21 protein-coding genes and 4 pseudogenes are annotated in these 24,835 nt (G+C 56.9%); 8 read left to right on the top strand and 17 right to left on the bottom strand.

All coding sequences use genetic code 11. The features are described 5' to 3' along the window. Window positions 1-45: 45 nt before the first annotated feature. Together ubiA and FDY98_RS15885 are read right to left on the bottom strand one after the other, a co-directional pair. Window positions 46-936, bottom strand: coding sequence for a 4-hydroxybenzoate octaprenyltransferase (ubiA, locus tag FDY98_RS15880; protein WP_022521108.1), 891 nt, complete (start codon window positions 934-936; stop codon window positions 46-48). Window positions 937-971: 35 nt separating this feature from the next. Further along, window positions 972-1,547: a chorismate--pyruvate lyase family protein gene (locus FDY98_RS15885; RefSeq protein WP_035538082.1), complete on the bottom strand. Its 576-nt coding sequence runs from the start codon at window positions 1,545-1,547 to the stop codon at window positions 972-974. 199 nt (window positions 1,548-1,746) lie between these two features. Between FDY98_RS15885 and FDY98_RS15890 the strand changes: the two are divergent. The 4 genes and pseudogenes from FDY98_RS15890 to FDY98_RS15905 all read left to right on the top strand — a co-directional run bounded on the left by FDY98_RS15890 (window position 1,747) and on the right by FDY98_RS15905 (window position 4,633). After that, window positions 1,747-2,873: pseudogene (locus tag FDY98_RS15890) on the top strand (NAD(P)/FAD-dependent oxidoreductase). 108 nt (window positions 2,874-2,981) lie between these two features. Next, a complete protein-coding gene (locus tag FDY98_RS15895; RefSeq protein ID WP_007112276.1) occupies window positions 2,982-3,254 on the top strand; it encodes an HU family DNA-binding protein in 273 nt (90 codons plus the stop codon). Continuing rightward, a complete protein-coding gene (locus FDY98_RS15900; RefSeq protein ID WP_022521104.1) occupies window positions 3,254-3,610 on the top strand; it encodes a hypothetical protein in 357 nt (118 codons plus the stop codon). Before FDY98_RS15895 ends, FDY98_RS15900 begins: the two co-directional genes overlap by 1 nt. A gap of 78 nt (window positions 3,611-3,688) precedes the next feature. Beyond that, window positions 3,689-4,633: a LysR family transcriptional regulator gene (locus tag FDY98_RS15905; protein ID WP_009286301.1), complete on the top strand. Its 945-nt coding sequence runs from the start codon at window positions 3,689-3,691 to the stop codon at window positions 4,631-4,633. Here FDY98_RS15905 and FDY98_RS15910 read toward each other — a convergent pair. From FDY98_RS15910 to FDY98_RS15930, 5 genes are all read right to left on the bottom strand, one after another. After that, window positions 4,612-6,162 carry an aldehyde dehydrogenase family protein gene (locus FDY98_RS15910; RefSeq protein WP_022521102.1) on the bottom strand — a complete coding sequence of 517 codons (1,551 nt, stop codon included), beginning with the start codon at window positions 6,160-6,162 and terminating at the stop codon, window positions 4,612-4,614. The genes FDY98_RS15905 and FDY98_RS15910 overlap by 22 nt on opposite strands. Then, window positions 6,162-7,064 (bottom strand): NAD(P)-dependent oxidoreductase, encoded by a 903-nt coding sequence (locus FDY98_RS15915; RefSeq protein ID WP_009286303.1) that lies wholly within the window; start codon window positions 7,062-7,064, stop codon window positions 6,162-6,164. The genes FDY98_RS15910 and FDY98_RS15915 overlap by 1 nt, the downstream gene beginning before the upstream one ends. A 101-nt stretch (window positions 7,065-7,165) precedes the next feature. Next, the gene (locus FDY98_RS15920; protein ID WP_027958722.1) at window positions 7,166-8,323 is read right to left on the bottom strand and encodes a M20 aminoacylase family protein; all 1,158 of its coding nucleotides are present in this window, start codon (window positions 8,321-8,323) and stop codon (window positions 7,166-7,168) included. Window positions 8,324-8,333: 10 nt separating this feature from the next. Then, a complete protein-coding gene (locus FDY98_RS15925; RefSeq protein WP_027958723.1) occupies window positions 8,334-8,828 on the bottom strand; it encodes an ABC transporter ATP-binding protein in 495 nt (164 codons plus the stop codon). Beyond that, entirely contained in the window at window positions 8,815-9,633 is an 819-nt protein-coding gene (locus tag FDY98_RS15930) for a DUF3100 domain-containing protein (protein WP_027958724.1), read from the bottom strand. Before FDY98_RS15930 ends, FDY98_RS15925 begins: the two co-directional genes overlap by 14 nt. A 171-nt stretch (window positions 9,634-9,804) precedes the next feature. On the opposite strand from FDY98_RS15930, the gene yccS reads away from it, so the two are divergent. Continuing rightward, complete coding sequence (gene yccS, locus FDY98_RS15935; protein ID WP_022521098.1) at window positions 9,805-12,009, top strand: YccS family putative transporter; 2,205 nt, start codon at window positions 9,805-9,807, stop codon at window positions 12,007-12,009. A 9-nt stretch (window positions 12,010-12,018) separates the two neighbouring features. Here the strand turns inward: yccS and recG are convergent. After that, window positions 12,019-14,096: pseudogene (gene recG / locus FDY98_RS15940) on the bottom strand (ATP-dependent DNA helicase RecG). After that, window positions 14,093-15,022 carry a hydrogen peroxide-inducible genes activator gene (locus tag FDY98_RS15945; protein WP_022521096.1) on the bottom strand — a complete coding sequence of 310 codons (930 nt, stop codon included), beginning with the start codon at window positions 15,020-15,022 and terminating at the stop codon, window positions 14,093-14,095. The pseudogene recG and the gene FDY98_RS15945 overlap by 4 nt, the downstream one beginning before the upstream one ends. Window positions 15,023-15,244: 222 nt before the next feature. Here FDY98_RS15945 and FDY98_RS15950 point away from each other — a divergent pair, with 222 nt between their 5' ends. Further along, on the top strand, window positions 15,245-16,126 hold the full coding sequence (locus tag FDY98_RS15950) for an SDR family oxidoreductase (protein WP_022521095.1): 882 nt from the start codon (window positions 15,245-15,247) through the stop codon (window positions 16,124-16,126). Here FDY98_RS15950 and FDY98_RS15955 read toward each other — a convergent pair. The 4 genes and pseudogenes from FDY98_RS15955 to gmk form a co-directional block, all read right to left on the bottom strand. Then, window positions 16,123-16,512 carry a RidA family protein gene (locus FDY98_RS15955; protein ID WP_022521094.1) on the bottom strand — a complete coding sequence of 130 codons (390 nt, stop codon included), beginning with the start codon at window positions 16,510-16,512 and terminating at the stop codon, window positions 16,123-16,125. The two genes, FDY98_RS15950 and FDY98_RS15955, sit on opposite strands and share 4 nt — an antisense overlap. 97 nt (window positions 16,513-16,609) lie before the next feature. Beyond that, a pseudogene (locus FDY98_RS15960) lies at window positions 16,610-18,753 on the bottom strand (RelA/SpoT family protein). 32 nt (window positions 18,754-18,785) lie between these two features. Further along, window positions 18,786-19,043 carry a DNA-directed RNA polymerase subunit omega gene (gene rpoZ, locus FDY98_RS15965; protein WP_007112267.1) on the bottom strand — a complete coding sequence of 86 codons (258 nt, stop codon included), beginning with the start codon at window positions 19,041-19,043 and terminating at the stop codon, window positions 18,786-18,788. A 118-nt stretch (window positions 19,044-19,161) separates the two neighbouring features. Next, window positions 19,162-19,794 (bottom strand): guanylate kinase, encoded by a 633-nt coding sequence (gene gmk / locus FDY98_RS15970; RefSeq protein ID WP_022521092.1) that lies wholly within the window; start codon window positions 19,792-19,794, stop codon window positions 19,162-19,164. Between the two features lie 148 nt (window positions 19,795-19,942). Here gmk and FDY98_RS15975 point away from each other — a divergent pair, with 148 nt between their 5' ends. After that, the gene (locus FDY98_RS15975; RefSeq protein ID WP_022521091.1) at window positions 19,943-20,638 is read left to right on the top strand and encodes an extensin-like domain-containing protein; all 696 of its coding nucleotides are present in this window, start codon (window positions 19,943-19,945) and stop codon (window positions 20,636-20,638) included. Window positions 20,639-20,653: 15 nt separating this feature from the next. Here FDY98_RS15975 and FDY98_RS15980 read toward each other — a convergent pair whose 3' ends face one another. The 4 genes and pseudogenes from FDY98_RS15980 to FDY98_RS15995 all read right to left on the bottom strand — a co-directional run bounded on the left by FDY98_RS15980 (window position 20,654) and on the right by FDY98_RS15995 (window position 24,058). Beyond that, window positions 20,654-20,905, bottom strand: a complete 252-nt coding sequence (locus FDY98_RS15980; protein WP_027958727.1) for a hypothetical protein — start codon at window positions 20,903-20,905, stop codon at window positions 20,654-20,656. A 121-nt stretch (window positions 20,906-21,026) separates the two neighbouring features. Further along, window positions 21,027-22,239, bottom strand: a pseudogene (locus FDY98_RS15985) (MFS transporter). A 158-nt stretch (window positions 22,240-22,397) separates the two neighbouring features. Beyond that, window positions 22,398-22,718, bottom strand: coding sequence for a helix-turn-helix transcriptional regulator (locus tag FDY98_RS15990; protein ID WP_022521088.1), 321 nt, complete (start codon window positions 22,716-22,718; stop codon window positions 22,398-22,400). After that, window positions 22,715-24,058 carry a type II toxin-antitoxin system HipA family toxin gene (locus FDY98_RS15995; RefSeq protein WP_027958728.1) on the bottom strand — a complete coding sequence of 448 codons (1,344 nt, stop codon included), beginning with the start codon at window positions 24,056-24,058 and terminating at the stop codon, window positions 22,715-22,717. The genes FDY98_RS15990 and FDY98_RS15995 overlap by 4 nt, the downstream gene beginning before the upstream one ends. A 150-nt stretch (window positions 24,059-24,208) precedes the next feature. On the opposite strand from FDY98_RS15995, the gene FDY98_RS16000 reads away from it, so the two are divergent. After that, window positions 24,209-24,835, top strand: coding sequence for a DNA-3-methyladenine glycosylase family protein (locus FDY98_RS16000; protein WP_027958729.1), 627 nt, complete (start codon window positions 24,209-24,211; stop codon window positions 24,833-24,835).

A 24,835-nucleotide genomic window follows, 5' to 3' on the forward strand; every position in this document is an offset into this window, starting at 1 on the left:
CGATAACACCATGACTTGATGACAATTACATGACAATCGCCTCGATCAGCCAGCCGCAGGCCACCAACTTAGCGCGATACCGGCAAAAATCAGCAGTCCCGACCAGTGATTATTGAGAAACGCCTGGAAGCAGGCATCCCGCTCCTGGTCGCGAATTAAGCGCTGCTGATGCAGAAAAGTCGCTGCCATTGCCGCTAGCCCTAACCAGAAGAAACCACCTAAACCAACCCGCCAGCCTACCCAAGCCAGCAACCCCAGGGTGGCTAGCTGGAGTAAGCCGATAATCAAACGATCCGCATTTCCAAACAGCACGGCCGTCGATTTAATGCCAATTTTTAAATCGTCGTCGCGATCGACCATGGCGTACTGGGTATCGTAGGCCACTGTCCAGCACACATTAGCGCAGAATAGCAGCCATGCTTCCAGCGGCACGTGGCCGAGCACGGCGCCAAAAGCCATCGGAATTGCCCAGGAAAAAGCCGCGCCCAGCACCACCTGAGGAAAGTGGGTATAGCGCTTCATAAACGGATAAATAATCGCCAGCAGCACCCCGCCCAGCGAGAGCAGCACCGTAAACCAGTTGGTCAGTAATACCAGAATAAACGCAGCGGCCACAAGGGCGATAAACAGCAGTTGAGCTTCGGTTTCGCTGATACGGCCCGTCGCTAGCGGACGTTGTTTTGTGCGTTTCACATGCCCATCGAAGTGGCGATCCGCATAGTCATTGACCACGCAGCCCGCAGCGCGCATCACATAAACGCCGGCCACAAAAATCAGCAGCACATTTCGCCCTGGTACACCTTCCGCAGCCACCCATAATGCCCACAGCGTCGGCCACATCAAAAGCCATGTGCCTATCGGCCGATTCAAGCGCATCAGCTGTAAAAAATCTGCCACGCGAGCCCATCCCTTCGGCCGCAACAGTGAACGATCCATGCTTACCTCACGAAGAATAAGATGCAGGCGCTAGCCTAGCGCGAAGGCAGGCCAAGATCATCCGCCATCGCCGTCAAAAAATACTCTTGCACTAATAATGACAGACTGCCGTGCTTACAGCCGTGATAAAAAACAGAGCGCCTTCCCCAGGCACAGCCTTCCTGTATGCCGTTGACGCTAGCAAACTGGGGGGGATGCGTCGTTACTTCCAATGGCCCACGCACTAAACCCGGCTGGCGAAATAGCCAACTACCTAGCGAGCGCTCGCCCAAGCACTCTAGCCGTTGGCCCTTTACCTGTGAGAGCGGGGCGACCGAGCGCGCCACCACCCATGGCGTTCCATCTAAGCACAGCGCCACTTCCCGCAGCCAGGCGTAACGCTTGGCACCAATGCCCAGCGCCTGAGCCTCATCCTGGCGCGGCCAACCAACCCCCTGGCGCAGCAGTCGTACTCGAAACGGCTTCTCGCCACCTGCGACCATTAAGCGGGCGGTTAACGAGTCGGTGGAGGCAACCCACTGCCACCAGGAAGCACTCATCGCCGGGCGCGCCGCATCAATCGGGCGCCAGCGGGAAAATAGAGGAGTTTGCCGAAAAGCAGCAGCCGTCACCGAGTTCTCCAGGGCAATTAACGGGTTGGCTAGTGTAACATGGGCACTGAAAGGCTTTTGTTTCAGCAACTTTTTTAACGACTCGGTTTAGCGCTTCTTTTTTCGCAATCTTATTTAGCAACTTTTTTGGTGTCTGCATGCCCGCCACCCAAACACAAAAACGTCTTCTCACGCTGCGCTGGTGATTATTGGCACTGGAATGGCAGGGGTTGGCCTTGCCCGGCGTTGCGCCGATTGGGCGACCAACGCTCAATCACGCTGGTGAGCGCTGACAGCGGCGATGATTACAGCAAGCCGTTGCTCTCCACCGGCTTCGCCAAGGGCCTCGCGCCCGAACAATTAGCCCAGCGCAGCGCTACTGACCTGGGCGAAGAGCTAAATGCCCAAATGGTTATCCACACCCAGGTAACCGCACTGGATGTGGATAACCAAACAATTCTGCTTGAAGACGGCATGGTGCTCGGCTACGACACACTGGTACTGGCCACTGGCGCTGCACCACGGGCGCCCTTCAGCATTGAGCCCAGCGTAGCCCCACGCTGCTTTACCATTAACGACCTGGATGACTACCGCCGCTTTCACACGGCGCTAGGCCATGGCCCTGCACGGATGGCGATTGTTGGCGCGGGGCTGGTCGGCTGTGAATTTGCCAACGACCTCCACGCTGGCGGCCATCGTGTCAGCCTCATTGCCCCAGAAGGAACCCTACTTCCTCGCTTGCTGCCACCGCCCTTAGGGAACGCCCTAGGCGATGCCTTTAGCGAAGCAGGTATCCATCTTCACCTTGCACGTTCGATTGATTCGATAGCGGCCGAAAGCGGCGAAGATATCGTATTACGTCTGGATAACGGCGACGCTGTCAGCGCTGATCTCGTGTTGATGGCAACCGGCCTTGCACCTCGCACAGCACTTGCCGAATCGGCTGGTTTAAACGTATCACCTGGCGGTATAGTCGTTGACCGCCAGTTGCGTACATCGCACCCCAATATCTACGCCCTAGGCGATGCAGCCTGCGTAGACGGTGTTAATGCCATGTACGTGCAGCCACTACAAGCCAGCGTTAAGGCGCTGGCGGCAACCCTTTCAGGCGCGCCCACGCCGGTTAGCTTCGGTGCTTGGCCGGTAGTGGTTAAAACGCCGCTGCTACCAGTGGTGGCCTACCCGCCAACGAACACGCCTGAGCACTGGCGAATTGAAGGCGAAGGCGGGGATATCAGTGCCTTGGCTGAAAATAAAGACGGTCGTTTGATTGGTTTTGCGTTGACAGGCGGCTGCGTGAGAAGGAAAGTGGAGCTTTCCAGAGCAGCACCTGCACTGCTAGGCTGATTTTCGTCGCGTTCACGACTAGGCTAGAGAAGTTAACCTAATCGGCTACGCACCCAACAACATGCATTTGTTTGATGTTTGATTTCTTTTAAAAAGGGGAGATTCCTTATGCGCAAACCTGAACTCGCTGCAGCCATCGCTGAAAGTGCCGACCTATCCAAAGATAAAGCTGGCCAAGTGCTGAACGTTATTCTGGATGAGATCACCAACAGCGTTGCTAAGGGCGAAGATGTCGCTTTGATTGGTTTTGGTACCTTCACGGTACGTGAGCGCGCAGCACGTACCGGCAAAAATCCGCAAACCGGTGCCCCGCTGCAGATTCCGGCCAGCAAAAACGTTGCCTTTAAGCCAGGCAAAGGACTTAAGGACGCCGTTTCTTAATGAAGCTCAAGCTGACGCTGTGGCTACTGGGCGTACTGCTCAAACGTGCCCTGCGCCGCAAGCCGCGCTTTCGTGAACAGTTAGAACGCATGCGCGGCCTGGACTGGGGGATTGCCACGGAAGATCTAAGTATTGCCCGCCACTACCGGATGACACCGAAAAGTATCAGTACCGGCAAAGGGCTGCCTGTGGACTTAGATCTTGAGCTACGCTTCCGTGATCAGAATACCGCCTTGAAAGTGCTCAAAAAGCCAACACAGCAGGCCTTTCTCGACGGCATGATAAACGGCGACGTGCGCTTAGTGGGTGATTCCGCCGATATGAATAAGCTGCAAAAACTACTCAAGTATTTGTAGCGGTTTACGATTGGCATAGGGTAACGGCTTAGATTAAATAAATTTAGGCTGAACAAGGTAGAGGTATAAAAGCTATCGATGGACATACCTCATCAACGCCTCGTTTACTTTCGCGTTACCCTTGAGTCTGGCTCCGTGCGCCGCGCAGCGGCGCGCTTGGATATTGCTCCCTCGGCGGTAAGCCGGCAAATTGCTTTGCTGGAAGAAGCCTTGGGAGCGACGCTTATGGAGCGTCAGCGCGACGGCATTTCGCCTACTCCGGTAGGCGAAATGCTGCTTGAGTACTGCGAGCGCCGCGGCGCCCTTGATGAAGGGTTTATTGCGTCACTTGAATCCTACCAACGCATGGAAACCGGCAAGATATCGCTTACCGTCGGAGAAGGGTTTGTCAGTGACCTAGTAGCCTCCCCACTGCATGAATTTACCCAACGCTATGCGGGCATTCAGCTCGATATCCATACCGCAGGCACCTCGGGCATTATTGACGCTGTTGTCGGCGATCACAGTCATATCGGCTTGATGTTCCATGAGCGTACCCATCCCCAGCTGCGTTTCTGGTCATCTACTCCTCAGCCACTCATGGCCATTCTGCCGCCCGACCACCCGTTAACCAGCCAAACGGCGCCGCTCACGCTTACCCAGCTTAGCGACCAGCCCATGGCCATGTGGGACACTACCCATGGGGTGCGTCAAATGGTTGACCAAGCCTTTCAGCAGTCGCGTATAGCCCCGCGCATGGCGATGAATACCAACTCAATGGTGATTCTGGCCCAATATGTGCGCAGCGGTATGGGGATTACACTGCTACCCGCCTTTGCCGTCGCCCACGATTTAGAGCTCGGCACGTTAGTGGCGCGCCCGGTAGATAATCCGCTTTTTCAGCGCTCCCAGGCCCACATGGTCACGCGGGTAGGCCGCCAACAGCCCAAGGCCAGCATTCTGCTGCTACGCCACCTGCAGCGCTGGATGCAGGCGTTTCGCGCCCCAGGCTCGGTAAGCGATCAACCAACACCACTGCCGTAACCGAACGCCACACTGGCTTCAGGGGCTGTTTCCACCCAGACGCTTTGCGGCACCGTATATTCGCGCAGGCCATCCAAGCCGCTGGAGCGACCGAAGCCGCTATCGCCAAAGCCACCAAACGGTGACATCACGCTGATCGCCTTATAGCTATTGATCCATACCGTACCAGCACGCAGTTGCCCAGCTACGCGATGCGCTCGCGCTACGTCCTGGCTCCAAACGGCGCCAGCCAAGCCAAAGCGGGTCTCGTTGGCGAGCTGAATGGCCTGATTTTCATTGTCAAAGGCCATGGCCACCAGCACCGGACCGAACACTTCTTGTTGAGCAATCTCCATATCCGGCGTGACATCGACCAGCACGGTAGGGGCGATAAAGTAGCCCTGAGCCTCGGTAGGTAATCCCTCTGGCCGTTTACCGCCCGTTAACAACGTTGCGCCAGCGGCTACCGCCGCGTCGATCATGCGTGTGACCTGCTCAAATTGGCGGTGATTCTGCAAAGGCCCCATGCGGGTCGCTTCATCGTTAGGCAGGCCCACCGAAATCTGTTCCGCCGCCCGCGCCAAACGGCTGGTGACTTGCTCAAACACCGGGCGCTCGATCAACAGCCGCGAGCCCGCCACACAGCTCTGGCCGGCGGCGGCAAAAATGGCCGCCTGGGCACCCGCGACAGCTTCATCCAGCTTGGCATCGGCAAACACAATATTGGCGGATTTGCCCCCCAGCTCTAACACGCTGGGCACCAACCTCCTCGCGCCCGCTTCAGCAATCATGCGACCACTCTGGGGAGAGCCCACGAACACCAGTTTGCTGATGGCAGGGTGGTCGGTCAGCGCTGCGCCGGTCGACTTGCCCAGCCCGTTGACGATATTGATCAGCCCTTTAGGAAGTCCGCCGCTTTCAAGTAGCTTGGCAATCACCACCGATGAAAAGGGCGTCAGTTCGGAAGGCTTTAGCACCACACCATTGCCCGCCGCAATGGCAGGGGCTAACTGCCAGGCACAGGTGAACATCGGGGCATTCCAGGGGGTAATCTGCCCCACCACGCCGTAAGGTACATGGCGCACATAGTTAAGATGCGAGGTAGGCACTGGAATCACTTCGCCATGCTGCTTGTCGCACCACCCCGCGTAGTACTCGAACATCTCGCGTACTTTGCCTACTTCAGCCCGGCAGTCACGAATCGGCTTACCGGCCACCACACTTTCCAGCTGAGCCAGCGCCTCTTCATGGCCCGCCAGGCCGCGTATGGCGGCATTCATGCGCCGTCCACGCTCGCTGGCGGTTAGCGCCATCCATTCGCGTTGGCCTCGCTGTGCCGCTTGGGTAGCACGCTTAATCAGTCCAGCACCCGCATCGCGATAGCTCACCAGCGTTTCGCCGGTGGCTGGATTGGTCAGGGTGATCACGTCCCCCTCTCCCGCCACTAAACCGCCATCAACCCAGTTGCTCAGCAGCGTGGTGGCCGTTAATCCAAAACCTTCGAGTAGCGTGGCAAGGTGATCTTGGGCATGTTGGCTAAGTGCGTTCATTACTGCTCCTCCGCCTGGCTGGCACGCGCTAATATCGGCGTGGTGATATGGTTAAAGTCATCGCTATCGGTTGGTTGTTCGGGGTTCGCGTGCCAGGCATCGACCACGGCTTGTAACAGCGGCGAGGGGATATCCAGTTGCTCAGCGGCATCCCGGGCCAAACGTAAATCCTTACGCATCAAACCGGTGGTAAAGCCTGAGTCAAAACGCTCACTCAACACCCACTCTGGGAAGTTCACCTCGCTGACCGCGCTGCGCCCCGAGCCACTGTTAAGGCCCGCCAAGCAGGCCGCGGGGTCAACGCCCGCCTTGACTGCCATAGCAACGGCTTCGGCGGTGGTTAACAAGTGCGCGGCACACAGGTAGTTATTGGCAAGCTTGACCACATGGCCGCTGCCCGGGCCGCCCACATGGGTACGCTTGGCCGACATGGCTTCCAGCATCGGCAATACCCGCTCAATGGTGGCGACATCGCCTCCTAACAGCATCCCTAGCTTGCCGCTGGCAGCTCCTTTCGGGCCGCCGCTGACCGGGGCATCCAACCATAGAAGGCCCGCTGCGGTTACTTTTTCGGCCAGTTCACGCGTCACGGCGGGGTCACTGGTGGAGGTATCGACAATCACGCTACCTTTCGGCGCAAGGTCAAGCAGGCCTGGCGATTGCTCGATCACCTCACGCACATGGGCAGAGGTGGGCAACGACAGCAGGTAAACGTCGCTAGCGGGTAATTCTTCGGGAGCCACAACGGTTAGTCCTTGAGCAGCAAGACGCGATCGCGCTTGCTCAAATACATCGCTACCCGTTACTTCAAACCCTGCTGCTTTGAGGGTGAGCGCCATATTGCCGCCCATCTGCCCCAAACCAATGACGGTAATCGATAAAGGGGTGGTGACTAAAGACATAGTAAAGCTCCTTTAAACGTCATGAAGACGCTATGTTCCGGGTAGACGCTCCCCTACCCAGAGGGCATCAGAGAGCGAATAACGTGTATTAAGTCAGGAATTTAGACGAGTAACGCCCTTACCAGCTCCACCCAGTAGCGCGTGCCCAGCGGCAGCAACGCGTCGTTAAAGTCATAGCGGGGGTTATGCAGCGAAGCGGACTCCTCGCCATTGCCCATCCAGATATAGGCACCTGGGCGCTCGGCCAGCAGGAACGAGAAATCCTCAGAGGCCATACTGGGCGGCGGGTTGCGCACCACATTGTCGCTGCCGAGTAAGCTTTCCAGCACCGAGGCGCAGTGCTGGGCATGTTCAGGGGTATTGATAGTGGCGGGATAGCAGCGCTGGTAATCCAGCTCAACGGTTAAGCCGTGAAACTCCGCCAAGCTGGCAATCGCCTGCTTAAAGCGTGCCTCCAAGTGCTCTTTAAGCGCCATATCAAAACAGCGCAGCGTGCCGCGAAGCGCCACCTGTTCGGGAATCACATTGAAGGTATCCCCCGCGTTAATACTGGTAATACTCAGCACGGCAGATTTGTCTGGCGGCGTTTCGCGGCTCACCAGCCCTTGCAGTTGGCTGATCAGTTGGCAGCTCGCCAACACCGTATCAGTACCTAAATGGGGCATCGCCGCATGGCAGCCCTTGCCAGTCAGCGTCAGGCTAAAGACATCGAAGGCGGCCATGACGTCGGTATCGTGCACCGCTGCCACGCCTACGGGCAGACCCGGCCAGTTATGCAAGCCGTACACGGCATCCATGGGAAAGCGCTCAAACAGCCCCTCTTCAACCATCACCCGCCCGCCGCCTGCGTTCTCTTCGGCGGGTTGAAAGATGAACACCACCCGGCCTTTGAAATCCGGCTGCTGCTTTAACGCCCAGGCAGCGCCCAACAGCATGGTAGTGTGTCCATCGTGGCCACAGGCATGCATCTTGCCCGGCGTTTGCGACGCGTAGGCAAGCGCAGTCTCTTCGCGAATATCCAAGGCGTCGATATCGGCCCGCAGGCCGATGGTTTTACCTTCACCTTGTTGACCATCCAGAGCGGCTACCACACCCGTTCCGGCAATCCCGGTGGTTACCTCAAAGCCCCACTCAGTCAGCAGCTCGGCAATGCGTGCGCTGGTGCGGTGCTCTTCAAAAGCCGTTTCCGGGTGCTGGTGGAAATCATGGCGCCACGTTTTTAGTTCTGCGCAATCCGGTAAGTCCACTGAAGCAGTCATCGTCTTGTCCTTAAAGCATCAAGTGGGCGACAACGGCAGAGCCAATAAAGGTACCGGTAAAGACCAGCAGGGCCACAATCACCAGCTTCCAGCCAGTCTGCTTGAACATGGCAAACTCACGACCGGTAAGCGCCAGCCCTGCGTAGGCCAATACCGGCGTGACCACTGCCAGGAAATCCACCTCGGCCAACCGTGCGATGATCCACCCATTACCCGGGAAGAACGGCAGCGTCGCGATAATACTAACCAGCGACACCCAGGCCACGCTGGGCAGGTAAAAAGGGCAAAACCGCCCAACCACCAAGCCGATAATGACCATGGCATACAGAATCAACATGCCGGGCAGCGCATCTAATAAAGGTGAACCGTTGACGATATTGCTAAACCACGCCGCCACACACACTGCCGCCAGTACCAACGCGGTTTTGCCTAGCTGATTTTCGGGACGTAGCTCTTTTAACGCCTCAGCATCGAACTGATCGATTGGGCTCTCATGAGTTTTCATGGCTAACCTCCTGGCGCGAGCCTTTTAAGCGCTTGTACATCCACTCAGTGATCGGTAGCGCGATAAATAGCGAGATATACAGACCGGTGGCGTAGGTAAGCAGGTTGCTTGCCCCGGCAAAGGCGAGTAGTTCGTCTTTGGATGCGGGTACCGCTTCAGCTAAAGCTGCTGAACACGCCGCCACCATACTGCCACTGCCCACCCCGCAGGCCATGGCCAAAGCACGAATATCGAGAATATCCAGCGAGGCGATATAGCCCGCCATTAAGGCGAAATAGAGCGTACCGAACATGGTGCCCACTACGTAAACGCCCATAATACCGATACCTTCAGGGCTTCTCAGCCCGTAACGATCTGAAATAATGGCAATATTGGGCTCACGGGCGATAGAGTAAGTGGCACCGATCGCTTCACGTCCCATTTTGAGGACTAATACTGCAAAGGGGAGCGCTATGAGCATGGTGCCCAGATTACCCAATTCCTGGAGAATCAGTGCAGGGCCGGCGGCGATGATCTGCTCGATCGCTGGGCCAATGGTGGAACCGAATTTGGCGATAAACGGCAGGATGGCGATTAGAATAATCGGGCCCGCCGCATTGCTGACCGGCTTGGGAATGACTTTGCCCATTGCCGAAAAAAGATGAGGGTTGAACAGAACGCCAATCACAAAGGCATAGAGCAGCGGTAATAACAACAGTGTTCCAGGCCCGAGGGGGATGCGTACGATGCCGACCCACTCGGCAAACATCGACGTCACAATCACCGTAAGGTGAAGACGCCAGTCCAGCAGCAGTTTGATATCCATAGGAGTGTCCCTGTTTTTTTTAGAGTCACTCCGAGTATCGAAAGGTTACTGTTTCAATCATAGGGCTTTAGTGCGCTATTTTTTAGAACACCCAAACGTTGAGTGCTGAGTAGCGACATCCAACGCCTACGCATTTATACTAAAGTCTAACAACCATCTATAAGAGCTTTTATGCCCATATCTTTGCCGCTACGGCGCCTTTGGACTCTTGATAAATTCGCCTACAGTCTGCGCGTTTTTATAGCGTTCAGCGGTGCGTTGCTATTTAGCGGCTTAATGGGCGATGTAGCGCTGGTCATTCCGCTTTTTCTCGGCATTATCGCCTGCGCGCTGTCTGAAACTGACGACAGCTGGCAAGGCCGTCTTCAGGCACTGCTGGTAACGCTGGTGTGTTTTACGTCAGCTTCCTTTATCGTGCAGTGGCTATTTCCCTGGCCGTGGCTATTTGTAGTGGGCCTGGGGCTTTCGACCTTTTGCCTGATTATGCTCGGAGCAATCGGACAGCGTTATGCCACCATCGCTTCCGGCACGCTAATACTCTCGATCTACTCGATGATCAACATCGAGCAGCACGGCGGGGTGGATGAAGACGTGGCGGCGCGCCAACTGCTGCTGTTGGCTGGAGCGGTGTGGTATGGGCTAATTTCGGTGGTGTGGTGCGCACTGTTTTCGCGCCAACCGGTCAAGCAGAGCATGGCACGGGTGTACAAAGCGCTGGGTGAGTTTCTGATACTGAAATCGGCGCTGTTTGAACCGGTGCGCGGTGTGGATGTGGAAGCCCGCCGGGTGGCCTTGGCGCGCCAGAACGGCAAAGTCGTCGCTGCGCTCAATCAAGCCAAAGAGATGATTTTTAGGCGGCTTGAAGGCCAGCGCGGCGACCAAAAACTCAACCGCTACCTGCGTATCTACTTTATTGCCCAGGATATTCACGAACGCGCCAGCTCCACCCATTACCCCTACAGCGCGCTCAGCAAAGCCTTTTTCCACCACGATGTGCTGTTTCGCTGCCAGCGGCTGCTGGATCAACAAGGGCGCTCCTGCCGTCAGCTAGCCAAATCGCTGCTACTCAATAGACCGTTTGATCATCAGCAGAGTGAAGAGGCGCTGGCTGACCTGCACGCCTCGATTGAGAACCTGCGCGGCCGTGGCAAGCCCGAGTGGCGCCCACTGCTTTACCCATTGAGCGCGCTGGCAGAGAACCTGGCCACCCTGGAAAATCAGCTCGCCAGCGCCCACAACCCCGGCGTCAGCGATGAGCGGCGCGACAGTTCGCTGTATGACCGCTCGCCGTCGAGTCTGCAGGAAGCGTGGAAGCGGGTGCGCCTAAACTTTACTCTCGGCTCCCCCACTTTTCGCCATGCAGTGCGGCTCTCCATTGCCCTCACGACCGGCTATGGGCTGATGCAGTGGATCGACCCCGAGCAGGGCTTTTGGATTCTGTTGACCACGCTGTTTGTTTGCCGGCCCAACTTTGCCACCACACGGCGGTTTTTGTCCCAACGGATAATGGGCACGGTACTTGGCTTGGTAGTGGGCTGGGCTTCGATCAGCCTCTTTCCGCACCCGCTGGTGCAGAGCATGATAGCCGTGGCCGCCGGGGTCTCGTTCTTCGCTAACCGCGAAAAACACTATGTAATCGCTACTGCCTCTATCACCCTGCTCGTGCTGTGCAGCTTCAACCAGGTAGGCGACGGCTATAACCTGATCCTACCGCGGCTGCTCGATACCCTGCTTGGCTCACTCATCGCCGGCTTAGCGGTGCTTTTTATTCTGCCCGACTGGCAGGGTCGCAGGCTTTATCGCGAAGCCGCCAACGCGCTCAATAACCACCGCCGCTACCTGGAGGAGATTATCCACCAGTACGAGGAGGGCAAGCAGGATGACTTGGCCTATCGCCTGGCGCGGCGCAATGCCCATAACGCCGATGCAGCGCTCTCCACCCTGCTCACCAATATGCTCCATGAGCCGGGGCATTACCGGAAACTGGACGCGGACAACGGACTGCGCTTTCTGGTGCTCTCCAATACCCTACTCAGCCACCTCTCTGCACTGGGCGCCCATCGCCACCAGTTGGCAGACGATGAAGACGATGCCACGCTAGTGCCGGTAGCAAAACGTATTGGTGAGCTGCTGGGACAAATCGCCGAGCGATTAAACCAGCGCCAGCCGGTTGAGCCACTAGCGGATCAAGCTGCCGAGTTATTAGCCCAGCTAGAAGAGAAAAGTGCGCTATCAGCAGATGAAAAAGCCGTCACGCTCTACCGCCCTATCCAAAGCCAGCTACGCCTTATTACCGAGCAGCTCGCCCCGCTGGGTGAAGCTGCGAATCGTCTGGTGGGAAGTGAAGAGCATACGCCAAGCACCGCTAGCGTCTAACCAAGCTAACTACACCTGCCCATAGCGCCCTGCCGCCTCGCCAAGCCAGCGGCGCACCAGGACAGCGGTGACGTCTGGGCTGCCCTGTAGCGTTTGGGCCATGGCCGTTACCCGCTCTAGCAGGTCGGCATCGCGTTCCAGGTCGGCGATTTTCATCTGCGCAAGGCCGGTTTGGCGGGTGCCGAGCACTTCACCGGGGCCGCGAATTTCCAGGTCTTTCTCGGCGATGCGGAAGCCATCGGTGGTTTCGCGCATGACCGCCAAGCGCTGGCGGGAGCTTTTCGACAGCGGCGGATGGTAGAGCAGCACACAGAAGCTTTCCGTGCGCCACGCCCTACCCGGCCGCGCAGCTGGTGCAGTTGGGAAAGCCCCAGACGCTCGGGGTTTTCGATAATCATCAGGCTGGCGTTGGGTACATCCACTCCCACCTCGATCACCGTGGTAGCCACCAGCAAATCCAGCTCCCCCGCTTTGAAGGCGGTCATCACCTCGGCTTTCTCGCTCGACTTCATGCGCCCGTGAACCAAGCCCACCGCCAACTCGGGCAGCGCTATGGTTAGCTCATCGCGGGTAACCTCGGCCGCCTGGCACTGCAACGCCTCGGATTCATCAATCAACGTGCACACCCAATACGCCTGACGACCTTCGCTGCAGGCCAGCCGAATACGCTCAACCACTTCAGGGCGGCGTTCGTCGGGCACCACCACGGTTTTTACCGGTGTACGGCCGGGGGGTAGCTCGTCGATCACCGAAACATCCAGATCCGCGTAGGCGCTCATGGCCAAAGTGCGCGGAATCGGCGTGGCAGTCATGATCAACTGGTGTGGGGTTAGCCCGCCCGCCTCGCCCTTCTCGCGTAACGCCAGGCGCTGATGCACGCCAAAGCGGTGCTGCTCGTCAATGATCGCCAATCCCAGGCACTGGAAGTGCACGTCGTCCTGAAACAGTGCGTGAGTGCCCACCACCATACGCGCACGCCCATCGGCAATCGCCGCTTTAGCATCCAGCCGCGCCTTGCCTTTGAGCTTGCCCGCCAGCCATGCCACTTCGATCCCCAGCGGCTCAAACCAGGCTTTAAACGAGCGGTAGTGCTGCTCAGCGAGGATTTCAGTCGGCGCCATGATCGCCGCCTGGCAGTTGCCCGCCAGGGCGCTCAGCGCGGCCATGGCGGCGACCACGGTTTTTCCCGAGCCGACATCGCCCTGGATCAGCCGCAGCATCGGTGCCGGGCGACTTAAATCGTGGCTGATCTCCTCCAGAACGCGGCGCTGGGCACCGGTTAAGGCAAACGGTAATTGGGCCAAAAAGCGCGCCTGCAGACTGCGCCCAGAGGGTAGCGTCGGTGCGCCATCCGCCTGAATACGCAGGCGAACTTCGCGCAAGCTTAGTTGGTGGGCGAGCAGCTCTTCCAGCGCCAGCCGCCGAGTGGCCGGGTGCTGGCCACTGGTCAACTGCTCTATATTCACATCGGGAGGCGGCTGGTGCAGCAAGTGCAGGCTGGCGTGTAGGCCTGGCAACTGAAAGCGTTGAAGCAGGGCATCGGGTATTACATCGGGCAAGGCCTCGGGGGCGCTGTCCAGTAAACCGAGCGCCTGCTGAGCCAGAGCACGCAGCCGCGGCTGGTTCAACCCTTCGGTGGTGGGATAAATAGGCGTGAAATACTCCTCCACCGGGGTCTCACTACCGCCACTGAGCCGGTATTCCGGGTGGTAGATCTCTAAACCGGTCGCCCCAGCCCGCGCTTCGCCAAAGGCGCGCACGGTCGCACCTGGGCGCATCTGTTGCTGCTGGGCCGGTGAGAAGTGAAAAAACCGCAGGCTCAAAATACCGCTAGCATCACGCAGGCGCACCAGCAGGCTGCGGCGGCGCCCTTTGACTACGTCGCAAGCGGTCACTTCGCCCTCTATCACCGCCTCCTGACCTGCACGCAGCAGGCCAATAGGCGTAAGCCGCGTGCGATCCTGATAGCGCAGCGGCAGGTGGAACAACAGGTCGCTTACCTGCTCGATACCCAATCGACCCAGTTTCAGCGCCAGCGCTTCGCCTACGCCCTTCAGCGCGGTGATGGGCGCGGAAAGATCACTCATAGGGCGCTTTTCACGGCTTTAGTAGGTTGGCGGCAGTGGCTGATCGCTTGAATCAGCGCCTCAATAGCCTTAGGACGGGGAAAGCTCGCCCGCCAGGCGATCGCCACGGTGCGCGACGGCGCTGGCTCCACAAATGGCCGACTGGCCAGCATGGCATTTTCATACTGGTCGGTGCCCAGCGCAGACTGCGGCAGCACCGTAATACCTAATCGAGAGGCCACCATATGGCGAATGGTTTCCAGCGACCCGCCTTCGGCGATCAGCGTATTGTTGGGGCTGTTGAGTTTTTGGGTAATCGCCGGGCAGGCTTCCAGAATTTGATCCCGAAAACAGTGTCCTTCGCCGAGCAGCAGCAGGCGCTCTTCGAGTAAGTCCTCTTTATTGATCGCTTCCCGTTCGACCCATGGGTGGTTAGCGGGAATGAGAACTTCAAAGGCTTCGTCGTAGATTGGCTTGGTGACCACATCGGTTTCAGTAAACGGCAATGCCACAATAATCACATCCAGCTCACCGCTTCTTAGCTTGGCGCGCAGCGTACCGGTCATGCCCTCTTCAATATAAAGAGGCATTTGCGGGGCCGCGTTCGCCAGGGCAGGCACTAGATGAGGAAACAGGTAGGGCCCAATGGTGTAAATCGCCCCAATGCGCAGCGGGTTGGCCAACTGATCTTTACCCGCACTGGCGAGCTCAAAAATCAGGCTACTCTGCTCCAGCACACGCTGGGCCTGGGCGACGATTTTTTCACCCAGCGGGGTAACTTGGACGGTGGACTTGGAACGCTCAAAGAGCGGCGTTTCGAGCTCTTCTTCCAGCTTTTTCACCGCCACCGAGAGCGTGGGCTGTGAAACGTGGCAGCGTTCCGCCGCACGGCCAAAGTGACGCTCCTGGGCAAGGGTTACGATGTAGCGAAGTTCTGTTAAAGTCATAGCGGTGCCAGTGGCATCCTCTCGTAGCAGCTCGTGACTAGGGCTTGTATGAAAAAAGTAAAGTGATGTATGCAAGGCCTTGCATCATGACAGTCAGCGAGACGGAAAAGGACAAGCAAGCTCTGCCGTCGGTCTTCTCAACCGACAATATCTCGGTTCAATGTCATCGTTGGTAGAGACTTTGCATCTAATAGGGAATATTAATCAAGAGGAGTGAGCACGGTGAAGCTAACCGTACTGATTATCGGCTGTGGCGATTTAGGGATCAACCTTGGGCGCGAGCTGCTTGAGGAAGGGCACCAAGTGATTGGCCTACGCCGCAACGTGGAAGCCTTAAAAGACACCGGCATTACACCGCTGGCGTTAGATCTGGATAGCCTTGAAGAGGCCGATGCCAAAAGCCTGCCCCAGGCTGACTATGTGGTCTATACCGTCAGCGCTGACCGTTTCGAAGAGAGCGCGTATCAAAGCGCCTATCCGGAAGGTTTAAAGCGCGTGCTGAGCGTGATGGAGCAGCACAAAACGCCTCCACGTAGGGTGTTTTTCGTCTCTTCAACTAGCGTGCATGGCCAGCAGGAGGGCGAGGTCGTTAACGAAGAGAGCCCCACCGACCCCACTAGCTTCTCTGGCACCCTAATGTGCGAGGCTGAGCAGGCGCTGATCAATCACCCCCTGCCGGGCACGGTGATTCGCTTTTCCGGCATTTACGGCCCTGGCCGCGATCGACTGATTCATCAGGTTGCTGAAGGCCGCGTGGCTGCGATCACTCCTGTGGTCTACTCCAATCGCATCCACCGCGACGACTGCACAGGTATTATTGCCCACCTGATTCGCTATCAGGAGCGCGGTGAGACGCTGGATGATATCTACCTGGGCAGCGACTGCGAACCGGTCACCATGCATAACGTAATGATGTGGCTGGCCGAGCAGTTAAAAGTAGAGGCCACAGAGACCATGCAGTCCCCTTTACGTCGGCGAACGAGCAAACGCTGCGATAACCAGCGCATATTGAGCACTGGTTATCAGTTCCGCTTTCCCAGCTACCGCGAAGGCTATGCACAGGTACTCAAAGAGGGCGGCTTTCTAGAGCTAAACAAAGCCTAGTCACCGATAACCATCACCGCTTCCGCTTCCACCTGGCTGCCTTTGGGTAGTGCTTTGACGCCAACGGCGGCGCGGGCGGGGAAAGGAGCGGTGAAGAACTCCTCCATGACTTGGTTAACAATCGCAAAGTTATCCAAGTCCACCAGGTACAGATTCAGCTTCACGATATCGCTTAGCGAACCCGCTGCTTCTTCGCACACTGCCTGAAGGTTGGTGAAAACTTGGCGTGCCTGAGCTTCAAAATCCTCTGACACAATCGCCATGGTCGCGGGATCCAGCGGGATCTGGCCAGAGAGATAAACCGTGTTGCCCGCTTTAATGGCCTGGGAGTAAGGACCAATAGCCGCGGGGGCTTTGCTGGTGTTGATAACGGCCTTATTGCTCATACGTTGTTTCGCTCCTGTAATGGGTAACACTTAATTATTTGATACTGAAAAATAGCAATCGCTGCCGATTTATATCAGCATGTTGTTATGTATAGTATTAATTAGCGAGTCGGGTAATTTTGCCAACGTTGGGAAGGTTACGGATGCGTTTAATGATGCGTGCCAGATGCACACGACCTTTCACCGACAGCGTCAGATTGACGGTGGAAAGGTGGGCATCGCGCTCTTCAATACCAATCCGCTCAATATTGGCATCGGCATCGGTGACCAGCCCGGCAAGCTCTGCGACTAGCCCACGACGGCTCTCAATTTCGATACGCAGCGCGACCGGGAAATCTTCATCAATGGTGTCCGACCACTCCAGCGCGAAGAGCTTATCAGGGTCATTTTTATCGGCGAAGTTCTTATCCACCACGTTTTTACACTCAGCGCGATGCACCACCAACCCTTTGCCTGTGGAAAGGTGGCCCACCACGGGGTCGCCTGGTAGCGGATGGCAGCAGCGCGCAAAGTTAATCACCATGCCTTCGCTGCCGCTGATCATGACGGCTTTGCTACCCTCCCCGCCTACAGGGTGCTCATAGCTTTCGCCATGCGCCGCAGCCACTAGGCGGCGTGCCACCACGTGGGTCATGCGGTTGCCCATCCCGAGCGACTCCAACAGAGCATCCTCAGAAGAGACATCCAACTCTTTGAAGGCGCGCTTAAGGGCGCTCTCATCCAGTTCTTCCAGGCTGGTATCGAATGGCGCCAGGGCTTTATTGAGCAACCGTCGTCCCAGCATGACCGCTTCGGTCTGCTGCTGATATTTAAGCGCGTGACGGATTGCCGAACGCGCCTTTGCGGTGGTCACAAAATTGAGCCAGGTAATATTGGGCTTCGCACCGGGGGCGGTGATAATTTCCAGCGTCTGTCCGCTCTCTAAGCGCGTCGAGAGCGGCGCCAAATGGCGATCAATGCGGCAAGCGATACAGCTATTGCCGATATCCGTGTGCACGGTGTAGGCGAAGTCGATTACGGTAGCGCCCTGGGGCAGCTCCATAATATCGCCTTTAGGTGTGAACACGTAGATATCGTCGGGGAACAGGTCGTTTTTAACGTGCTCGATAAACTCCAGCGAGTCGCCAGCGTGGCGCTGCATTTCCAGCAGGCCCTTAACCCAGGCGCGAGCACGTGCATGGCTGCCCTCGGCAATCGGATGGGAAGTCTGCCCCGCTTTATAAAGCCAGTGGGCAGCGATACCGTTATTGGCCATGGCCTCCATTTCACGGGTGCGTATCTGCACCTCAATGGGCATACCGCGGGAACCAAACAAGGTGGTATGCAGGCTCTGGTAACCGTTAGCTTTGGGAATCGCAATGTAGTCTTTAAAGCGCCCCGGTACCGGCTTATAGAGGTTATGCACCACGCCTAGAATACGGTAGCAGCTGGCCACATCTTCGGTAATGATGCGAAAGCCAAACACATCCATAATTTCGACAAAGGGCTTACGCTGGTCGCGCATTTTTTTATAGATCGACAGCAGATGCTTTTGGCGTCCAATGACGGTGCCATTAAGCCCGTCATCGTCCAGGCTTTTTTGCAGGGAGGACTGTATTTCGCGCATGGCACTACGCCGGTGCCCCGCGCTTTAGCAACCGCACGCTTGATGCGCTCCGAGCGCATGGGGTGAATCGCCTGAAAGGAGAGATCCTCAAGCTCGATACGAATCGTATTGATACCCAGCCGCCCGGCAATTCGCGCGTAAATTTCCAACGTTTCACGGGCGATGCGACGCTTTTTATCTGGGCGTAGGGCGCCCAGGGTGCGCATGTTATGCAACCGGTCAGCCAGCTTGACGATGATAACGCGAATATCCCGCGACATCGCCAGCACCATCTTCTGAAAATTTTCCGCCTGGGCGACGGCTTTGTCTTCAAAGGTGATTTGGGTAAGTTTGGATACCCCATCTACCAGCTCTGCTACCGGCTTGCCAAACTGAGCCTCCAGGGCTTTTTTGGATACGCCGGTGTCTTCGATAACGTCGTGCAGCATGGCGGCCATCAGGCTTTGATGATCCATGTGCATATTGGCAAGAATATTCGCTACCGCCAGTGGGTGGGTAACGTACGGCTCGCCGGAACGCCGCCGCTGGCCGTCGTGGGCCTGCTCAGCATAGTAAAAGGCGCGTTTGACCTGCTGGATCTCATCCGAGGGTAAATAGCCGCCGAGTCTATCGGCCAGGTCATCAATGGTGAACATCTACCGCGCCTCTATCGGTTTCGTTGAAAACGTTAGTCGTCGATATGAGTAGGCGCCATAGCCGGGCGCGGACGAACAGCGGCTTCAACGGGCTCGTCCAGTACAGTGTGATCGACTAGGCCTGCGGCAATTTCACGCAGCGCCATCACCGTAGGTTTATCATTTTCCCAAGGTAGCAGAGCATCGCGGGAGCCGCGCGCCAGCTGGCGAGCGCGCTGAGTGGAAATCATCACCAGCTTGAAACGGTTTTCAACATTTTCAAGACAATCTTCAACGGTTACGCGAGCCATGGGAGCCTTCCTGTTATGACGGAACCGGGCCGACACCGTAGAGAACGGCGCCGACCCAGTGAAAAAATGGTGCGACAAAAATAGTGCAACGCAATAGAAAGTAGTAGAACCGTATAGATTACTCGACCGTAGGCGTCTGTGACAAGAGCGCAGCCAACAGCGGCGCGTGGCGCTCGGTCATTACCGGGCGACTTAAGCGACGGCTGATCACCAGTGACTGTAACTCCTGCAGCGCCGTGGTGAAGTCATCATTAACGACGAGGTAATCATATTCGTGGTAATGGGACATTTCACTCACCGCATCGCGCATCCGCCGGGCAATCACCGCATGCTCATCGGTGCCACGGCTAGCAAGACGTCGCTCCAGCTCCTCGCGGGAGGGCGGTAGAATAAAAATCGACACTGCATCAGGCATTTGTGTGCGTACCTGCTGAGCGCCCTGCCAGTCGATTTCCAGAATGACGTCCTGACCTGCCGCTAGCAATACCTCTACTGCCTGGCGCGAGGTGCCGTAGTAATTATCAAATACTTTGGCATACTCGAAGAACTCACCCTGCGCGATCATCGCTTCAAACTCGGCTACATCGGTGAAATGATAATTGACGCCATTCACCTCACCCTCGCGCTTGGCACGCGTAGTGTGCGACACCGACACTTGAATCCCATCCAGGCTTTCGATTAGCTCGCGCACCAAGCTAGTCTTGCCAGCACCTGAGGGGGCAGAAACGATAAACAGCGTACCTTGGGACATGAAGTACTTTCCCTTCAGTTAGCAAAATAAGTAGCGAAAAACGTAGTAAACGCAAGTAAAGCGACTGCAGCAGAGCAGCAAGGCTGCGCAGTATCGCACACCCAGCGCGACGACTGTAGCGTTGGTGGTGACATACAGGGAGGTAGGCATGCGCAGTACGCTATTTATTTTAGCCCTGATTGCGCTGGGCGTAGCCCTGCAAAAAGGCATCATTGAGATTCCCCGCCACTGGGCACCATGGGCTCCGCTGCATATTGACGACCCCATTACGCCGGTCACACAGCTTAAGTTAAGCCGCTTGGCAGACGACCGCGCAGGCTGTTTAGCTGCGTTAGATACCGTCCCCGAGGGCGAGCTGCGCTATACGCCATTGGCCGATTACGCCCCCACGGCGAGCTGCCCGCTTGCCAATATCGTGCGCATGCACTCTAGCGGCGTCGCGTTCAATCAGAGTTTCGTGGCCTCCTGCCCGATGGCGCTGGCGTGGGTCATGTATGAACGCCACGCGTTACAGCCTGTCGCCGAGGAGATTCTGGGTAGCCGAGTGAGCCAGGTTAACCACGTAGGTAGCTTTGCCTGCCGTAACGTTTATGGCCGCGAAGCCGGCAGGCGCAGCGAACACGCCACCGCCGAAGCGCTGGATGTAGTGGGATTTCAGTTTGAGAACGGCCAGCGTATTACGCTGATCAATGACTGGGATGATGAAGGCGAGGTAGGTGAGTTTTTACGCGCTGCGCGGGATGGCGCCTGCCATACCTTCGGTAATGTATTGGGGCCCGATTACAACGCCGCGCATGCGGATCACTTTCATATGGGCATGCGCGGATTTAGGCTGTGTCGCTAAGAGATCAACCATTACTTATTCGAGATTGATGTCATCTGCATCGGTGGCGGCACCGGTGGCAGCACCAACGCCACCGCCGATAACGGCGCCTTGAACGACGCTACCACCGGTTACGGCTGCGGCACCCGCGCCAATGGCAGCACCGACACCCGCGCCGCTAGTAGCGCGCTCGCCAGTGGAGGTACCGCAGCCCGCCAAGCCAACGGTTAACGCCACCACCGCGCCGAGGGTCAATATACGTGTCGAATTCAATACCTGAATGTGCATGGTCATCTCCTTATGGGTTACTACCCTTACACAGTAGAGAGAATTCGACTTTTTAGCCATGTTAATTATCACTGTTCGATAACTAGGCAACTGGACAATCGTGACGCGACGTTAGCCAACGCTAGGCTCGCTGGGCCACGGCGCCGTAGGTGCGCTTTTCCAACCATCGCCCAGCGGCAAAAATCACCAAGCCACAGAGTGCCAATCCCGCACCGACCAAGCCCGTGCTCGACCAGCTAAAGCCAGCGCTGATTGCCAAGCCAGCAAGCCACGCCCCTAGGGCATTGGCACCGTTAAAGGCCGCGTGGTTGAGTGAGGCCGCCATGGTTTGGGCATCTTCCGCCACATCCATCAAGCGGGTTTGTAATGAAGGCGCTAGTGCCATACTGGTGCCCACCAGGCCAACAAACAGCAGCCCCGTCCAAACGTTATTCGCCGCAAAGTAAAACAACCCTTGTACCACGCCACACCAGAGCAGAATGGTAGGTATGGCACGCATCAGGTTTTTATCCGCCATGCGCCCGCCGATTAAGTTACCGGCAATAGAGCCCAGGCGCGAAAATGACCAGCACCAACGGCCCCAGCGCTTCGCTCATACCCGCCTGCTGGGTTAATGTCGGCATCACATAGCTAAAAATTGCGAACATGCCGCCGCAGCCGATGCAGGCAAGCGCCAGGGTAACCAACACCCGCTGCTTAAGCAGCGCTGAAAGCTCACGCACCGGGCTTGCTAGAGTATCGACGGGCTGCACCGGTACATAGAAGCGGATCAACAGGGCGGTGAGCAACGCAATACCACCGACACCCGCAAAGGCGATCTGCCAGCCCAACAGGTTACCCGCCCAGGTACCCAGCGGCGCACCGATCAGAATCGCCACGGTTAAACCCATCATCACCCGGGAAACAGCCCGCGCCCGTTGGTCTATCGGCACGGCTCCCGCGGCCACCAGTGCGGCGATGCCAAAATAAGCGCCGTGAGGTAAGCCAGCCAGAAAACGCAGCCCTACGAATGACCAGAACCCTGGTGCCATGGCACTAGCAATATTGCCCACCGCAAATACCAGCATCAGCATAATCAACAGCGACCGCCTAGGTACTCGCGCGGCCAGCGCCGAAATCAGCGGCGCACCGACTACCACGCCCAAGGCGTAGCTGCTTATTGCGTAACCCACTTGCGGTACCGTTACCGCTAAATCACCCGCCACACGGTTCATCAGGCCCATAATGACGAACTCGCTGGTGCCGATTCCAAAGCCGCCCAGCGCCAACACAAATTCGGCCAAACGCGGGTTGCGCGCCAGCCCTTGAGACGACGATGCTGTCGAATCCTGCATGCTTAACTCCTTGGGATACCGCCCGGTTGGTATCACGATGGCGCAAATGATCGCAGGATTAGACGAAAGTAGAAACATGCTGCGTTTAAAAAGTTAGCGGGCGAACACAATCGTTAAGTTGGGTTGAATAGGAAATGTTTGGATAAGGTGTTTGGCGGTCAGGCGCTAGGGGATTCCACTGAAAGCAACCGCTCACGCAGATGACGGTTACGCGGCACCAAGCCGGTTTGCAGGCCCAAGGGGCGGAATACTTGGTTTAGCAGCGCCAGTGTAGGGCTTGCTTTATCGGCTTCCAGATCAGACAAGGTGCGGCGACTGATACCCACCAGCTCGGCATATTGTGTCTGCGACATTCCCAATACTTCGCGGCGTAGTTGACGCAGCACCTGCCCTGAGCTGATCTCTTCCCGCAGCAGCTGGGACAATAGCGCCATAAGTAGTGCCTCGCGCTCAATGCTAGAGAGTTCTTTGCGTTTCATACCAGCCCCCAGCGGCGCAGCTTAGCATCCAGATAATTTAACCCCACCGCATTCGATGCTAGCAACGCTTCCGGCACTCCCCGCGCAGCAAGTCGTTCTTTTAGCCCGACTAACCGCCTCCCCAGCGCTTTTAGCTCTGCCATCAACTGCTCGGCTGGCACATAGGCATTTAAATTCTCCGTAATGGCTACCCAGCTGAATTCAGGACCCTCTTCAAACGGCGCGCCCCAAGTGGTGGTGCGAATAATACCTTCTGGGTCAGCCTTCATGGGCGCAAAATCGTAGACTGGCGCCAGCCAGATTCCCTGAGGCGTTTTCAACAGCGCCGTATTGCGGCCATGGTTATCGCTATTAGCAAAAGCGACATTAAGCAGATCACGTTTCACCCACTCGCTCACGAAACGCGCCGTATCAAAATGACCTCCTAACTCGCGAACGCGGTATTGCTGGCTCAACAGGCCAACCAGTGCCTCAATCACGTCAAAATGGTTTAAGAAGCTTCCCGGCTGACGCTTCATCGCGGAATAAACCGACTCCAGCCCATACAGCGTTCGCTTCCCAGCGGGGTAATCAACATCAAAGCGGGGCAACCACAGCGATGGATAGCGCTCGCCTTCCAGTAGCCGCATCCTTTGAGTGTCGATCGTCGCTATGCCGAGTGACGCCAGCTCATGATAGAAATGGTATTCGGCGCGAAGGATATTGTTATCAAGCTCGGTGCGCTGGCCGCGAGGAAATTTCACCAGATAGTGCTGGTCGGTATTCGCCGGGTCATCCTGATAGGTATCGATCCAGACCTGATCGTTTGGCGAACAGCGTAGCAGTAGCTTAGGCGCTTCACCGCCAGCTCCGGTCGCACCACCCCCAGCGGCTCCCATTTGCTGCGCATAAGCAAGAAAATCGCTATCTCGATCCACAACATCGCGTAAGGCAAAGCGCTGCTGCTCTAGCGTGCTACCTACTGGACGCTCGGGAAGGGCCTCTTTAATACGTAAATTACCCACCGGAGCAATCGTCCCTTTAGCCAATAGGGCGTAATCTTGTTCAGCCTCAGTAAGCGCCGATATCCCCAACTGCGTGACCCAGTAACGGCGGCTGGCCCCAGAAGGCATGATATCGTCTAAAAAAGCGAACCAGCGTGGCGATTGATGGGTATTCATTAGCTCAATCGGCAAAAGCAGGCTGCAAGCATGCTCATCATCGCGATCCAACCATTCAAGGGCATAGTCGGTGATATAGCCCAAGCGCGCAGGCCCTCGGCGACCTTGCGCTGGATGCTCAATCACCAGCTCAGCGGCATCGTGCCACTGGCCATGATGAAATGCCTGGATGGTTAGCAACATGGGCCACCTTAATTGAGCAGTTAATGACTGAGCAGCTTAATGCTCAATAGTGTAGTTCAAGACACAGTAATGTGCATTTTAATGCTCATAAATATATAAAAACCCAATTATTGAGCAATATAATACTCATTTTAACCAGGAGTAATAATGCCAGCTGATGACCCATCTTTTAACACGATCGAACACGCCATGGCTGAACTCGCCAAGGCCGACACCGATATCGCCCGTGCCCTGCCTCTAGTGGGGGCGCCATCCCCCCGGGAGCGCGATAAAGGCTTTGCGACATTCTTCTCCACCATCGTTAGCCAGCAGCTATCTACCGAAGCGGCTCGCGCGATTATGGGTCGTGTAAATACACTGCTGCCCGAGCTTCACGCCAAGGCAGTGATGGAGGTAGAGGGCCAAGCGCTGCGCGATGCGGGGCTTTCCTGGCGCAAGATCGAGTACGCTAAAGGGCTGGCAGAAGCAGAGTTGGCAGGCACTTTTAGCGCCGAGGGGCTGGAACAGCTAAGCGACGACGAGGCGATTGCCGCGATTACCGAGCTACGTGGCTTTGGCCGTTGGAGTGCCGAGATCTACCTGATGTTCTCGCTGCAACGCCCAGATATTTTCCCCGCCGATGATCTCGCCCTGCGGGTGGCGCTGGGTCGCTTAAAAGGCATGGACGACAAACCCACGCCTAAACAGGCCCGCCAGTTGGTGGAACACTGGGCGCCCTGGCGCAGCGTGGGTTCGCTGTTTCTGTGGCACTACTATCGCGGCGAGCCGCTTTAA

Origin of the sequence: Halomonas sp. PA16-9, assembly GCF_009728585.1 — a bacterium.
Lineage (GTDB): Bacteria > Pseudomonadota > Gammaproteobacteria > Pseudomonadales > Halomonadaceae > Vreelandella > Vreelandella titanicae.